This is a genomic window from Nostoc sp., assembly GCF_036917555.1.
Classification (GTDB): domain Bacteria; phylum Cyanobacteriota; class Cyanobacteriia; order Cyanobacteriales; family Nostocaceae; genus Nostoc.
Window position 1 is genome coordinate 63,947 of sequence record NZ_JBALDD010000063.1, and the last position, 13,645, is coordinate 77,591.

Sequence of the window (13,645 nt, forward strand, 5' to 3'; positions counted from 1 at the left end):
TATGAGTGCAACTTATAAAGCAGATTTTAATTTGTGGATTGAACAGACAGCCCAACTATTGCGATCGCATCGCTGGCAGGAAGTCGATCTGGAACATCTGATTGAAGAGGTTGAAGGCTTGGGCAAAAGTGAACGACGGGGTATTGCTAGTCAACTAACTCGCTTACTATTGCATCTGCTCAAGTGGCAATATCAACCCCAGCGTCGCTCAGATAGTTGGCTCGATTCGATTACTGATTCTCGCACTCAAATTGAGTTAGCGATAGAAGATAGTCTTAGTCTTAAGAGCTATCCTATATCCTTATATTTCAAATCATACTATTGAGTAATTCTCGCTCTAAGTTAATGTTTTTTATTTCATCTAATCCCAATAAAAAACTGCGATCATAGTTCTCTTTAATACTTAAGCTAACATTCTTTAGCTTACCTTCATAATCTAAAATTTTAGGTATGAACATTTCAACCAGGGATTTCATCAAAGGTATGAATATTTTAACTTCAGAAGCTACTGGAGCATAATAAGCCAATTCAGAAGCAACTTGAGTCGCTTCATGAGTAAAACTAGCTATATTATCAGTAGCTAAAAATTCATTCATTGAATCATTTAAAGACTTCAATTTTTTCATTGATTTAGAAACTCTTTGCCTTATTTCTAGTATCAAATCCTTACTAAAATTAATTTTATTAATCCCTATATTCACTTCGGATTCATACTCTCTTACCTGAATGAAAGCTTTCTCGTGCAAACGAGTAAGTATAAAACCAGTAATTAATACTCCTGGACTCATAGCAATATTAGCAGATGCCAGTAGGGAGAAAATTATCATACTTCCTGCGATTGTATTCATTGAAGATTTACTTAAAAAATTCTTTGTAGACTTGTTGGCTTGCTTGATAGATAAGTTGTGAGATAGAATTTCTTGCACTGCTAATTTGACAGGATTTGTAAGATAAATTACGTCAGAAGATTTTTTCAATGAATCAACAGGATTAGCCTCAATTAGAAGAGACTGCTTAATTTCATTGAAAGTATTTCTACATTCATGAATTTGCTGAATTGAAAGTTCACTGGGATGCAGAGTTTTTATTTTTTCAATATTCTTATCAAAAAAAATAAAAATTTTTTCAGTATTAGATATAGTATTTTGTCGAAGTTGATTGTACTCTTCTATAAGATTCTTTGTAAAAATTAAATCCACTTCCAACTCCCTAAAAGCTTCATCATAAAGACTTGAAATTTCTTTAAACTTCTCATTTTCTGCGTCTATGTTAGAAATTGCTCTCACACCTGCAAACGCCCCTACAGAAGCACTAGCTAAAGCAATAGTGTCTAAGATAAGTAGAATCATAAGTACTCCTTGCAATTTGTATTTCTTTGCCCTTTTTCTAAGTGTTTAACCTCAAAATCAGGGATTGGTTATACATCGACTTCCCTAATTAAGCCAATTATCACCATTGAGGCAGTATAAATAAGTAATATTTATGAAAGTATGTTAAAGACAGGATTATAACTTATAACTATCAATTTATGTCTCACTTAGCATCCCAACTACTTGTGCATAGACAAAAATACATCATCTGCTTCATAGAAATTTATGTATTTTTAGTAATTACACTACTTGTGCGATCGCAGGGAAGCTAACACCTTAATGCAATGGACAAGCGATCGCACTCGACTTAACGCTAAAATAATTAGTCGCAATCTCGTAGAGATGATTGGCGATGAAAATTAAAGCAGTTATCTGGCAAGAAGACGGTGTGTGGTGTGGTTCTGTACCTGCCCTACCAGGATGTCACACTTGGGGAGACAGCTACGAACATCTATTATAAATGTTGCAAGATGCGATTCCAGTTTGGTTAGAAGTTGGCAGTCAACGGGAAGATCAGCTTGATTTAGCATCCTTCTCTTTACAGTATGCAGTTTCAATTTTCCCTGAAAGTGAGGAGACGGTTTAGTGACGTTCAATCCCGGTATGTAGTCAGAGTTCATTTTCCCGGTGTTACTGGTATATTGAGTCCATGAAGTTTGAGTGGGATGAGCGTAAAAACCAAAGCAACATCACAAAGCATGGTTTCGACTTTGCTGATGCTTTCCGCGTGTTTAATCTACCCATGCTTGTCTACCTAGATGAACGAGAGGACTATGGACAGGATCGATATCTCGGTATTGGACTACTTGATGGTCGAATTGTAGTAGTTATTTACACCGAACCACGTGAAGAAATGGTTCGGATCATCTCATTAAGAAAGGCACTGTCTCACGAACGAAAAAGCTATGAACAATACCTCAAGAACCGATTGGCTTAGAGTCGATGCAATGAGTGACGAAGACATCGACACCTCAGATATTCCACCTTTGTCAGAAGAATTTTTTGCTAAAGCACAATTGCGAATGCCCAAATCACCTGTAACAATAACAGTTAAGGTAGATCCTGAAACTTTTGCTTGGTTCAAAGAGCAGGGAGAGACTGCCGAACAGCAGATGGCTGTAGCATTAAAGATTTACGCAGAAGCACACAAAGCTTATCCAGCGTCTGAGGCCAAGTCAACCTAAATTGAATCTCTTTAACAATAACCTCAGTGCAACTGACAAGCGATATCTACGACGGGCTATTCGGCGTCGCAATTATCTAAAACTAATACAACAAAATCTAAGTTGGGCAATTTTAGGTTAGTTGTAGCTTTAGATAATCAATAAAGTCCAGAACTTCTGTATCAGTGAGTTGTAGACGCGATCGCTTGTCATATTTCTGCTGTAAATATTCCCTTCCCTGCTCTGGAGTCCAATTTAATTGGGTTAAATATCTGTCAGTTTGAGCTATCAAAACTGAATGAATTTCTGACGTCGTTGTATTGGAAGATATCTGTATTGGTTCTGGATTTAAATTTTGAATAGAGTTAATTTTTAAACTTACTTTTTGTCCTATAACTTGCCAATTATTTTCCCTGTGTCCATCCCAACTAACACCTACAGAGCGATAGGTGACTGGATCGAAAATATTACAAAAAACTACATTACTATCTCCAGGTCTTACACTGATAGTAAGTGGATTACGCAATTGTTCAGAAGTAAGAGCATCCAAAGACAACAACAAACTTTTAGAAAAGTAAGAGTCTTTTCCTGAGCGGATGATATAAGGTTTGTCTGCCAAAATAGATAAATCTATTTTTCCAACTCCTCCAAAAGTAGTTTCAACTTGTTTATCAATTTCTATACCGTTTATTACCCCAGTCAAGGCTTTGTCATGAATAGGAATTTTTCTATCATCTTCTGAAAGAATATACCAACAGTAATCATTATCTTTTTTGACAAAGACATATTGAGGTTTGGGGATAGATCCAAATCCTAATTTAACTTCCACATTTTTGATGAATATTTTTGTAAACGAATTTGTTTAGCAACAAGCTTTTACGATTTCTACTATCAAGCTATGAGTTACTTTATATATAATTCCCTAACCAGCAAGCTAATTAACGTTAAGGCAGAGAAAGTTGCGAAATTTAGTTAATCTATGACCCTCAAAGAATTAGAAACACAACTCCTAGCATTAACTCCTACCGAGAAGGCTGAAGCCATACAGATTTTGACCCAAACCTTAAGTCAAAGTTCACATGGAATTAGAAAAACTCCAGGTGTATGTGGCGGTGATGCCTATATTGCAAATACTCACATCTCAGTTTGGCTACTGATAGAATCTCGTCATTTTGGCATCAGCGAAGCACAACTACTAGTCGATTATCCCGATTTGATTGCTGCTGACTTAGTGAATGCTTGGGCTTATGCAGATGCTCACCCTACGGAAATTGAAGAGGCAATCCGAAAAAATGAGTTTGAGCAGGTGCAGTGGCGGTATGTAGTCGGTACTGATTACGACGATGGCAAAAATTTAGTTTTTGGCCCATGCCTGGAAAAAGCTGAAGCAACCACGCTAATGCACAGAGCGGACAACATACTTTTCTTGCTTAAGCTACGGGGCATTAATCTAGTTTTGGATGAACTTGTGTTGAGCGTTGAGCGATTGCCGACTTGCAAACCTGGGTGGATAACTGAATGGATACAGAGAGAGGCAATCAAATGAACATTATTATTACTTCTCTACAAAAAATAGATTTACTCTCTCTTTTAACCAGAGTAATCAAAAATTTCAAGCCAATGTTTCTGGATCAACACCTAGCGCATTCAACCTTTCAATTAACATTTTCACCTGTTGTTCTGCTTCCACCCGTCGCTGTTCTTCAAAAGCTGTGCGTTCTTCAGCTTCCCTGATACGTTCTTCTGGTGTTAGCAATCTTTGCCCTTCTTCGTCATACCAGTACAGCCATTCCCGCACTATACCTTGATAAATTCCCCTTTCTCGCCCAATTCCTAAACTAATTTCTGGTAGCCAAACGGGATTTCCTGACATTAAGATATATTCCCCATTAACTAAGCGATACACTTCCAAAGGTGTCTTTTTACGCCGAAGGGGACTATACACAACGTAGTACAAAATTCCTAAATCTTTGGCATAAAATTCTTTCTTGATGTTATATTCTTCTCGATATATTTGAGAAACAACTTCTAGTGCTAAAATTGGCAGTTTATTTTCTTCCCACAGCACATAACTTAGGCGTAAATCCTCATCAATGAAGCGTTTAACTTCTAAGCTGAGAAACCCATCAGGGAGAATAGCTGGTTTGTCAGGGTGATAATAAATACCCATATCAACACCAAAAAACCAATCCCAGCGATCGCACCAAACCAAAGCTAGTATCGTTTTTAGCAAGCCGGGAATTAAATTTTGGAGTTCATTATCCACAGCGGTATCATCTGAGTCGGGTAGTTCTTCGGAAGATGGCAAACAATGCAGTGGATTGTAGTTTAACATGAGCGGTTTTGCCAAATTTGATTCTAGATAGCTTGTAGGAAATCTATTGATGTGCGATCGCGCTGATTTTGATAGCCCCTGGAAAGAAATTATATAAGCTTATTTTCCCCAAGCAAAGCGCAACCCAACCTACAATTTTTCATAAAGCCAAGCGTATTGTATCTCATCATTTATCAATGCAAAATTTTTTAACTCAGGTCGATGATTTGTTTTTTACTTTCCCGAATCAAAAATTACGAGTGAGTAAGAAAAAGGGCAGGTACAAAACCCGCCCTCAAAGTAATCAATATTTAAACTCGCAACTTAATTAGCGATTTGGGGGGCACTCAAAGAAACCTTTAGTGCATCATCTTTTTGCTGTGCTAATGTCGGCACGGAATCCCGCAATCTTGCTGTCAGTTGTACAGTTGTAGCGTCGTACATCTGAGTCAGCAATTTTGGATAGAAACCAATACCAATAATTGGAATTAACAAACAGGCAATGATAAATACTTCACGCGGTTCGGCATCTATCAAAGCTTGGTGAGAAACTAATTCCTCGTTCTCTTTACCGTAGAAAATTTCTCGCAACATCGACAGCAGATAAATTGGAGTTAAAATAACTCCCACTGCCATCAAGAATACCACGATAACTTTGAAGGTAGAGCTATAAGCATCGCTAGTAGCAAAGCCCACAAATACCATCAATTCTGCTACGAAACCGCTCATCCCTGGCAATGCTAAAGAAGCCATTGAACAGGTGGTGAACATGGCGAAAATCTTCGGCATTCTCTTAGCGACACCGCCCATTTCATCCAACATTAGGGTATGGGTGCGATCGTAAGTTGCGCCGACAAGGAAGAACAAACTCGCCCCAATTAACCCGTGGGAAACCATTTGCAATACTGCCCCACTCAATCCCAAATCGGTGAAGGAGGCGATACCAATCATCACAAAGCCCATGTGGGAAATTGAGGAGTAGGCAATTTTTCGCTTCAGGTTGCGCTGGGCAAAGGATGTCAAGGCAGCATAGATGATATTAACTACCCCCAAAACTACGAACACTGGTGCAAAATAAGCGTGGGCATCGGGGAGCATTTGGGCATTCATCCGAACTAAGGCGTAACCGCCCATTTTCAGGAGAATACCTGCTAATAACATGTGTACAGGGGCTGTAGCTTCACCGTGGGCATCAGGTAGCCAGGTGTGCAAGGGAATAATCGGCAACTTGACGGCGTAGGCAATTAGGAAGCCAGCATAGAGGGCAAGTTGGAAATTTAGGGCGAAATCTTTTAAGGCGAGCGATCGCATATCGAACGTCACCGTATCGCCGTAAAATCCCATTGTCAGGGCAGACAGTAAAATAAACAGCGAACCGCCAGCGGTGTATAAAATGAATTTGGTCGCTGCATATTGTCGCCTTTTGCCTCCCCAAATCGACAGCAGAAAGTATATCGGCACTAGTTCCAGTTCCCACACCAGGAAAAATAGCAGCATATCCTGGACAGCAAACACGGCAATCTGACCGCCATACATCGCCAAAATCAAGAAGTAAAATAGCTTCGGCTTGAAGGTGACAGGCCAAGCTGCTAAAATCGCCAGCGTGGTAATGAATCCAGTCAAAATAATTAGGGGCATGGACAAGCCATCTGCCCCTACTGACCAATTCAAACCCAATTGTGGTACCCAGGGGTAACTCTCCACTAACTGCAAATCTGGATTGGAAAAATCATACCCAGTATAAAAAGCGTAAACAATTAGTGCAAAATCTATCAGCCCCACGACGAGGGAGTACCAGCGCACTGTTTTGCCTTCTTTGTCAGGGATGATGGGAAGAAGTAGCGACGCGGCTATTGGCAACAGAATAATCGTCGTCAGCCACGGAAAATTAGCTGTATTCATCACAATTCGTCTGCTATCAAAATCATGTTTGGCAAAAAGTCACTAGTTATTAAGTAACAGCTTTTTGGGGATTTCGTCTTCCTCGTTAGGTTGATTTAATTAAATTGGCAATCCCCCGTTTCTTCTGTTGGGAGTCTTTTTTCACCTTTGGGGGTGCGGAATGTGCGTTGTGATACTTCCAGTCAAGTCAAAAATTTACCCTCAAAAAGCCGATAAAATTATAGTTTAGTGGTGCGATGTCTACGACAAGCCGCTCTGCGTCTACGCGTAGCCCAACCCTAAAAATACAAAATGCTGCTTGGTGGTTGTTTAAAAAAGCGATTTGGTACAAAAAAGCATAGCAGGAGAACTAAACATAATGATAATCGCACAAATTGAAAGTTAGATTCGTTATGTGACCAACATAAATGGAGAAACAACAGATGTACTCGTCCCTGTAGAACTTTGGCAACAGCTTATAAGTTCCATAAATTCTGATAACGTCAGTGGTTTAGCTTGGATTGATAAACAAGAGCTAAAAGCACAAATATTAGCCGATTTGCAAGAGTCTGTGCGACAAGCAGCAGGTCAAACCTTCCCAGTTTCAGAGCTTTGGGACTAAAGTAGGCGATTTGATTAAGTTTTTTTTAGTAAAATAGACAGGGAAAGTTGATAAAGGAAATTCGATTATGTCATCTCCAGCGATCGCTACTGTAATTAAGATGATGGAATCTTTATCTGAAGATGTGCAAGAAAGAGTTGCAGAACATCTCCGAGAGTACTTGGAAGATTTGCAAGATGAATTAAAATGGGATAAATCATTTAAGAAAACTCAACAACAACTGATTGCATCTGCCCAATCTGCTAAAAGAGAGATTGCAGAAGGACTTGCAAAACCAATGAACTATGAAAAGTTATGAAGTCTGCAAGTCTTCCTTCTTTTTGGGATAAATATCAGTGTCTTGACAAGCAAGTTAGACAGAGTGCAAGAAAAGCTTATCAGTTCTGGAAAGAAAATCCTTTTCATCCGTCTTTCCATTTCAAATGTATAAATAATGAGGAGAATATTTGGTCTGTCAGAATAACTCGTAATTATCGAGCAATTGGGGTTTTGGAGGGTGATACAGTTACATGGTTTTGGATAGGTAGCCATGACGATTATGAAAGCTTTTTTTCATAACACGAGCGCTATTTGATTTCCCACTTCTAATAAAATTCTATATTTTAAATATTAGTAGTTTTTTTTATCCTGAAAATCCTTAAATTTCAATTCAATAAATAATGTAATACAATTGAGCGCGACCTTTTTTGAGGACTTCAGACCTTCACCGCTAACAAGGATGAAAAAGCCCGTGAAATTAACGGCATCATTGGTTTAGCTTGAATTGATGAACAAGAGAAGAGCCAAAAGCACAAATATTAGCTGATTTGCAAGAGTCTGTGCGACAAGCAGCAGTAGGACAAACCTTTCCAGTTTCAGAGCTTTGGGACGATATCGAAGCCTAGAATAAGAAAACTAAGCTGCATATCTAATAATCTCCAATTCTGCTCCATTATTAACAGCTAATTCTGCTTTTTATAAAACTTTTACACTTTGTCAATGAATCTTTAGCTCTTCTTCGATACTTTCAGGTATCATGGATTTTGAGTGAGCTTAAGCAATTGCTATGATGAAGAAGTGGATTCTGTATAGTAAAGAAGATAGGCAAGTTAAATGGCCTACTTACATTAATAAGTTGTCGCCTGTTAAAAATAAACATCCACTAGAGGGAGAATCGTTCGCCGAACTAAGAGAGGCATTCACTTGGACAGATACATTCGATGAAATGATCCTTTCAATTCGGTCAGTTTCAATTCTAGGAAAATGTAGTACGGCAAAATACTTAGAATGTCCAAACATACCCGATCATCATAGAGAAAATGCTAAAGATTCTACTAGGCTTTATAGAAAGCATCCATCAAAGTATTTCGATAATATTGGACAGTATTACTGGGTAGATTTTGATATTATTACTTCAGATAAATTGACAATGAAATTACGAATGGTTGTCAATGAAGGTGACGCTGATTGTAATGATGGTCAGTGGGGAGAAGTTTGGCAGCGCAATACGGGAAAGCCTGTTGCACAAATATTGAGTACTGGTAACATGGAAACGACAGTGCAAACCAGTTCAAGTGAAATGGACAAGCTAGTGCATTTTATAATCAGAATCGTAGTGTTTTACTCTTAGCGTTGATATCGATATAATCAAAGTCTCCGGTCTAACATAACCTCTGAGACAAATGAGAATTTGCTACTATCAAGACAGCTAATTTGAAGATGCTTATGGCCCTGGCAATTGTGGCTGAAACTGATCCTCTGAAAGCAAATGAGGATGGTGTAATTCTTATCGGCAAAACCCGCGTGACATTGGATACTGTGGTTGCGGTCTTTAAGCAAGGCGCGACAACAGAGGAAATTCTTTACCGCTATCCATCGCTGAGTTTAGGTGACGTTTATGCCACGATCACTTTCTATCTCAGTAAATGTATTTCTTCTTAATCATTTGCCTATTCGCTGCCTTTTTCTGAACTATAGGAATCATATTTGATTATTGAAAAAATATAAGTATCTGTAGGGTGTCTTAGACGGAACGTCGTAACGCACCAGAAGCTTGGGATGGTGCCGTACTCTCCTTGCTAACACACCCTACGTATATTTGAGAAATCAAATACTAAATCCTATAGGAGGTTTTTGAGTACTCTAGGAGACTATATATTAAATTACTGAACTATCAGCAAAAAAAAGGAGTCTAATTTAGACTCTTAAAAAACTTAGGGGCGGACATTCGCCCACCCCTATTAAAATCAGGTAACACCAAAGACAATCACTAAGCCCAAAACCGCCCCAAACACAATCAAGGCATAGAATTGAGCGCGACCATTTTCTAGGTACTTCAGACCTTCACCACTAACAAGGGTGAAAAAGCCTGTGAGGTTAACAGCACCATCAACAACGCGGAAGTCAACTTCCATAACTTGTCTAGCTAGGCGACGCAAGCCGAGGACAAAAACCCGATGGTAAATGTCATCAAAGTACCACTTGTTGAGGGATAACTCGTAAAGTGGTTGGATTTTAGCAGCGATCACAGCCGGGTCAATTTTACGGCGTAAATACATCAGCGAAGCTAAGGTAATCGCAATCAAAGAAATTCCCACTGAGGCACCCGCCATGATGTAGAATTCCGTCGGATTGAATTTGGAAGCCTTTTCTAGAACTTCGGTGAGAGTTTCGCTAGGAGGAAAGATAAACTCTTCAAAATAATTGGCGTAGGGAGTTCCCACCAAACCAATGAAAATCGAAGGCACAGCCAAAAATACTAATGGCAGAGTCATTGTCCACGGCGATTCGTGAGGCGAGTCGCTGTGATGTCCGTGGGAGTCATGAGAGTCATGGGAGTCATGGTGTTCACCAGTGGCAGCCAATTCTCCTTTTTTCATTGCTCCAGGCCCAAAATTCGGGGCTAGTTCTTCTGACTCTAATTCCAGGACAATTGTCGCCGCCGCCTTCTTGAGTTGTTCCTTGATTTTCTCGTCAGTACCCCGGAATTTGCCTTCAAATGTCGAGAAATACATTCTAAACATATAGAAAGCAGTAATACCGGCAGTTAACCAGCCGATGAACCAAAGGAGTGGATTAGCCTCAAAAGCCTTCCCTAGAATTTCATCTTTTGACCAGAAACCAGCAAAGGGCGGGATACCAGAAATTGCCAAGCAACCAATCAGAAAGGTAGTTGCCGTGACAGGCATATACTTTCGCAGTCCGCCCATCAAGCGCATATCTTGAGCTAAGGCGGGGTCGTGTCCAACCACACCTTCCATACCATGAATTACAGAACCTGAACCCAAGAACAGCATCGCCTTGAAATAGGCGTGGGTCATCAGGTGGAATAGTCCAGCACTGTAGGAACCTATTCCCATTGCCATCACCATGTAACCGAGTTGGGAAATGGTGGAGTAAGCCAAGCCCTTTTTGATGTCGTTTTGGGTAATGGCAATGGTTGCCCCCAAAAACGCCGTAAACGCCCCAGTAAAGGCAATGACATTCATTGCTGCTGGAACGTCTTCAAATACTGGGTACATCCGGGCAATCAAGAAAACACCCGCCGCCACCATTGTTGCCGCATGAATCAAGGCAGAAATGGGGGTGGGGCCTTCCATTGCGTCTGGTAGCCAGACATGGAGGGGGAATTGGGCTGATTTAGCAACTGGGCCTAAGAAAACTAAAATCGCCAACAGGACAGCGAGAAAATTGCTGATAGAACCTGATTCTACGAGTTGGGCGAGGCGATCGCCCATGATATTAAAATCAAAGCTTCCTGTTGCCCAGAACAGCCCCAAAATACCCAGTAATAGACCAAAGTCGCCCACGCGGTTGGTAACAAATGCTTTTTGAGCGGCATCGGCTGCTGACTTGCGATCATACCAGAAGCCAACCAGCAAGTAGGAACACATCCCGACTAGTTCCCAGAATATATAAATCTGTACTAGGTTGGGGCTGACCACCAGACCTAACATTGAGGAGCCAAACAAACTGAGATAGGCGTAAAACCTCACATAACTGGGATCGTGAGCCATGTAGCCATCGGTGTAAACCATGACTAAGCAGGCTACTGTTGTGACAATCACCAGCATTAGGGCTGTCAGGTGGTCAATAGTGTAGCCCATGCTCAGGTGAAAATTACCTGCTGCCGCCCACTCAAAGGTACGGAGATAAGGCGCATGTCCTTGAATTTGACTCCATAACAAGGCAAACGACAGCCCCATAGCTGCTGCCATCAAGGAGATAATCACCACAGCGTTAAGCTGCCGTAGGCGGTTTGTCACCTGATTCAACGAGATTAACCCTAGACCGACCAGCATCGCCCCAAAAAGAGGGAACACCGGAATCAGCCAGGCATACTGATAGATTACTTCCATCACTGACGCCTACTTTTAGAATTCTTGATTAGCGTGTCGAAACTGTTAATAATTGTGACAACACCCTTTAGGATAAAATAACCCACCCAAGGCTGATTGGGTGGGGTATTAAGCATGGTTTTAGATTTGGTCATTTGTCATTAGTCATTTGCCCTATGCCCAATGACGCCAGTTGCCTCAAGTCGGGAAACCCGCCCACGGCGCTGGCTCCCCAATGCCCAATATCCATCAAGCTGACCGATACTCTAAATCCACTGTTTTTGAACTTTTGTAGATTTTGGGGTAATTGCTGTAGCTGGCTTTAATCTCTTCTAAAGCTAGACGTAAATCTTCCCTGCCGCGAAAGCATTCCAAGCGATGGCGAATAGTGCCATTTTCAATCAATAGTAAAGTGGGTAGTGATTTTAGCCTATAGGTAGTAGACAATTTAAAATTTTGATCGGCGTTAACCCCGACTAATTTAATTTCATCCCCGCACTGGGCTTGAAATTGCAACAACAGCGGGTGGATAACTCGACACAAGCCACACCAAGGTGCTTCAAAGTTAACTAAAACAGGAATAGGAGATTCTAAAACTTCTTGAGTAAATGTCCGCTCACTAACCGACAACACCATGACGCCTCTTGGATTATAAGGTTTTTATATCAAACTAGCTATCAGTACTGAATTGAGTAGTGCTGAGTTCCGAGTTCTGGTTGCTGAGTAGAAGTCCATAACTAAAGTTAGCGGATTGAATGAGGAACTCGTTTCTTTTTCTTTTAGAGTAAACCGGGGATTGGGACTAATTGCCAAGCAATGAATACTAAGTTGCTTGCTTTTACTCAGGACTCAGGACTCAGCAGGGCTTCAGTGGAGGATTGGCAAGTCAGTAACTGCCGATAGATGCTTTCAGGACACAAATATTCAGGACACAGAATAATTGGCAAAAATTGAGTACGTTAATGTGTCTCTGACAGAAAAGCCACCTTAGAAGTCGCGTTGGCTTTTTCGGATGTTAAACTCCAGATTGCCGTGGCTGCCTGGGGATTTGTCTGAATCTGCCACTTTCTTTCAAGGAAAGGCAACTGACCAACAACTACCAATATAAAATCTCAAGCTGACTGAACGCACCCTCCACTGAAATAAATGTTTGAATTTATCCTACATTGATTCGGGGCAATTGATAAGCTGAAATTTCCATCTATTTCGGATTTTCTGCTGACACTGGGGATCGTCTAGAGTTACCATCCTATCCTACTAGTTGCTTCCAGTAACAGAGGGTGCGACCACCAAAGCAAAGCTATAAAAATGGCAACTCCCAAATAGGCAGGGCGGAGAAATTCCTGCCATTTGAGAGATTGACGCCCATCAATAATTGCTTTAAAGGGAATAATTGAAGTCCGCTGTTTGGCAATTTCAAAAGCTTCCCCATAACGATCGCTCAGGCGGCGATCTCCGTGCCAAACCCCAAACCAGTGATGCAATATCAATCCAATGGAAGTCACAAGGGTAAAGGTAGTACCCAGCCAGAGAGTATGGGCAACACACCAAATTATTTGTCCTACCATCTGGGGATGACGGGTAATCCGAATAATTCCTGTTTCGTAGAGATGAACTTGGGGCTTTTGAATAGCAGCAATTTCTAGTAGATTGAAGGTAGCAGGATATAAAAACAAAAACGAGATTGCTGATAGCAGCCAAACAAATTCTCGCACTCCTGGCACCCCTTGTACCTGCCAAATTTGCAAACCATCATAACGGTGCCCAAAAAAGTAAATAATTAATATCACAGCCAACGGTAGGCTGACTAATGCAAAGAGAATGCGATAAAACCTTGGGCCAATGTATTTTTCTGCCCAAGGGCGTAAAGCAGCACCTCCACTGTGAGCGATCGCAAAAACTATTTGTAACCCCAGTATGACAAAATGACTGGGTGTCAACCAAGAAATCAGCAGCATATACACAGGTGAAGTAATTTA

General features: G+C 40.7%; 18 protein-coding genes and 1 pseudogene. 11 read left to right on the forward strand and 8 right to left on the reverse strand.

What is annotated here, in order from left to right:
• Nucleotide 1 precedes the first annotated feature (1 nt).
• Entirely contained in the window at nt 2-325 is a 324-nt protein-coding gene (locus V7K60_RS22690) for a DUF29 domain-containing protein (RefSeq protein ID WP_334928563.1), read from the forward strand.
• Here the strand turns inward: V7K60_RS22690 and V7K60_RS22695 are convergent.
• A complete protein-coding gene (locus V7K60_RS22695; protein WP_334928565.1) occupies nt 309-1,349 on the reverse strand; it encodes a hypothetical protein in 1,041 nt (346 codons plus the stop codon). The two genes, V7K60_RS22690 and V7K60_RS22695, sit on opposite strands and share 17 nt — an antisense overlap.
• 373 nt (nt 1,350-1,722) lie before the next feature.
• Here V7K60_RS22695 and V7K60_RS22700 point away from each other — a divergent pair, with 373 nt between their 5' ends.
• The 4 genes from V7K60_RS22700 (at nt 1,723) to V7K60_RS22715 (ending at nt 2,554) form a co-directional block, all read left to right on the forward strand.
• Nucleotides 1,723-1,830: a type II toxin-antitoxin system HicB family antitoxin gene (locus V7K60_RS22700; RefSeq protein WP_442944448.1), complete on the forward strand. Its 108-nt coding sequence runs from the start codon at nt 1,723-1,725 to the stop codon at nt 1,828-1,830.
• On the forward strand, nt 1,831-1,956 hold the full coding sequence (locus tag V7K60_RS22705; RefSeq protein ID WP_334928567.1) for a hypothetical protein: 126 nt from the start codon (nt 1,831-1,833) through the stop codon (nt 1,954-1,956). It begins immediately after the preceding gene.
• A 63-nt stretch (nt 1,957-2,019) separates the two neighbouring features.
• Nucleotides 2,020-2,307 (forward strand): BrnT family toxin, encoded by a 288-nt coding sequence (locus V7K60_RS22710; RefSeq protein WP_334928569.1) that lies wholly within the window; start codon nt 2,020-2,022, stop codon nt 2,305-2,307.
• A gap of 10 nt (nt 2,308-2,317) precedes the next feature.
• Entirely contained in the window at nt 2,318-2,554 is a 237-nt protein-coding gene (locus tag V7K60_RS22715; protein WP_234711014.1) for a BrnA antitoxin family protein, read from the forward strand.
• A 112-nt stretch (nt 2,555-2,666) separates the two neighbouring features.
• Here V7K60_RS22715 and V7K60_RS22720 read toward each other — a convergent pair whose 3' ends face one another.
• The gene (locus tag V7K60_RS22720; protein WP_334928575.1) at nt 2,667-3,362 is read right to left on the reverse strand and encodes a hypothetical protein; all 696 of its coding nucleotides are present in this window, start codon (nt 3,360-3,362) and stop codon (nt 2,667-2,669) included.
• A gap of 150 nt (nt 3,363-3,512) precedes the next feature.
• Here V7K60_RS22720 and V7K60_RS22725 point away from each other — a divergent pair.
• Nucleotides 3,513-3,830 (forward strand): annotated as a pseudogene (locus V7K60_RS22725) (DUF433 domain-containing protein); the annotation flags it as partial.
• Between the two features lie 315 nt (nt 3,831-4,145).
• Here the strand turns inward: V7K60_RS22725 and V7K60_RS22730 are convergent.
• Both V7K60_RS22730 and V7K60_RS22735 read right to left on the reverse strand, forming a co-directional pair.
• Nucleotides 4,146-4,868, reverse strand: coding sequence for a Uma2 family endonuclease (locus V7K60_RS22730; protein ID WP_334928577.1), 723 nt, complete (start codon nt 4,866-4,868; stop codon nt 4,146-4,148).
• A 303-nt stretch (nt 4,869-5,171) separates the two neighbouring features.
• A complete protein-coding gene (locus tag V7K60_RS22735) occupies nt 5,172-6,749 on the reverse strand; it encodes an NAD(P)H-quinone oxidoreductase subunit 4 (protein ID WP_334928579.1) in 1,578 nt (525 codons plus the stop codon).
• A gap of 394 nt (nt 6,750-7,143) precedes the next feature.
• Here V7K60_RS22735 and V7K60_RS22740 point away from each other — a divergent pair, with 394 nt between their 5' ends.
• The 5 genes from V7K60_RS22740 (at nt 7,144) to V7K60_RS22755 (ending at nt 9,270) form a co-directional block, all read left to right on the forward strand.
• Nucleotides 7,144-7,350 carry a hypothetical protein gene (locus V7K60_RS22740; protein WP_334928581.1) on the forward strand — a complete coding sequence of 69 codons (207 nt, stop codon included), beginning with the start codon at nt 7,144-7,146 and terminating at the stop codon, nt 7,348-7,350.
• A 67-nt stretch (nt 7,351-7,417) separates the two neighbouring features.
• Nucleotides 7,418-7,648, forward strand: a complete 231-nt coding sequence (locus V7K60_RS22745; RefSeq protein ID WP_334928583.1) for a hypothetical protein — start codon at nt 7,418-7,420, stop codon at nt 7,646-7,648.
• Nucleotides 7,645-7,908, forward strand: coding sequence for a ParE family toxin-like protein (locus V7K60_RS35380; RefSeq protein WP_442944449.1), 264 nt, complete (start codon nt 7,645-7,647; stop codon nt 7,906-7,908). Before V7K60_RS22745 ends, V7K60_RS35380 begins: the two co-directional genes overlap by 4 nt.
• Nucleotides 7,909-8,395: 487 nt before the next feature.
• Complete coding sequence (locus tag V7K60_RS22750) at nt 8,396-8,959, forward strand: hypothetical protein (protein WP_334928585.1); 564 nt, start codon at nt 8,396-8,398, stop codon at nt 8,957-8,959.
• A gap of 89 nt (nt 8,960-9,048) precedes the next feature.
• Nucleotides 9,049-9,270, forward strand: a complete 222-nt coding sequence (locus tag V7K60_RS22755) for a DUF433 domain-containing protein (RefSeq protein ID WP_334928587.1) — start codon at nt 9,049-9,051, stop codon at nt 9,268-9,270.
• Between the two features lie 305 nt (nt 9,271-9,575).
• Here V7K60_RS22755 and V7K60_RS22760 read toward each other — a convergent pair whose 3' ends face one another.
• From V7K60_RS22760 to V7K60_RS22775, 4 genes are all read right to left on the reverse strand, one after another.
• Nucleotides 9,576-11,687: an NAD(P)H-quinone oxidoreductase subunit 5 gene (locus V7K60_RS22760; protein WP_334928589.1), complete on the reverse strand. Its 2,112-nt coding sequence runs from the start codon at nt 11,685-11,687 to the stop codon at nt 9,576-9,578.
• Nucleotides 11,687-11,821, reverse strand: coding sequence for a hypothetical protein (locus tag V7K60_RS22765; protein ID WP_334928592.1), 135 nt, complete (start codon nt 11,819-11,821; stop codon nt 11,687-11,689). The genes V7K60_RS22760 and V7K60_RS22765 overlap by 1 nt, the downstream gene beginning before the upstream one ends.
• A gap of 94 nt (nt 11,822-11,915) precedes the next feature.
• Complete coding sequence (locus V7K60_RS22770; protein ID WP_334928594.1) at nt 11,916-12,302, reverse strand: thioredoxin family protein; 387 nt, start codon at nt 12,300-12,302, stop codon at nt 11,916-11,918.
• A 605-nt stretch (nt 12,303-12,907) separates the two neighbouring features.
• Nucleotides 12,908-13,624, reverse strand: a complete 717-nt coding sequence (locus tag V7K60_RS22775) for an NnrU family protein (protein ID WP_334928595.1) — start codon at nt 13,622-13,624, stop codon at nt 12,908-12,910.
• Nucleotides 13,625-13,645: the final 21 nt, after the last annotated feature.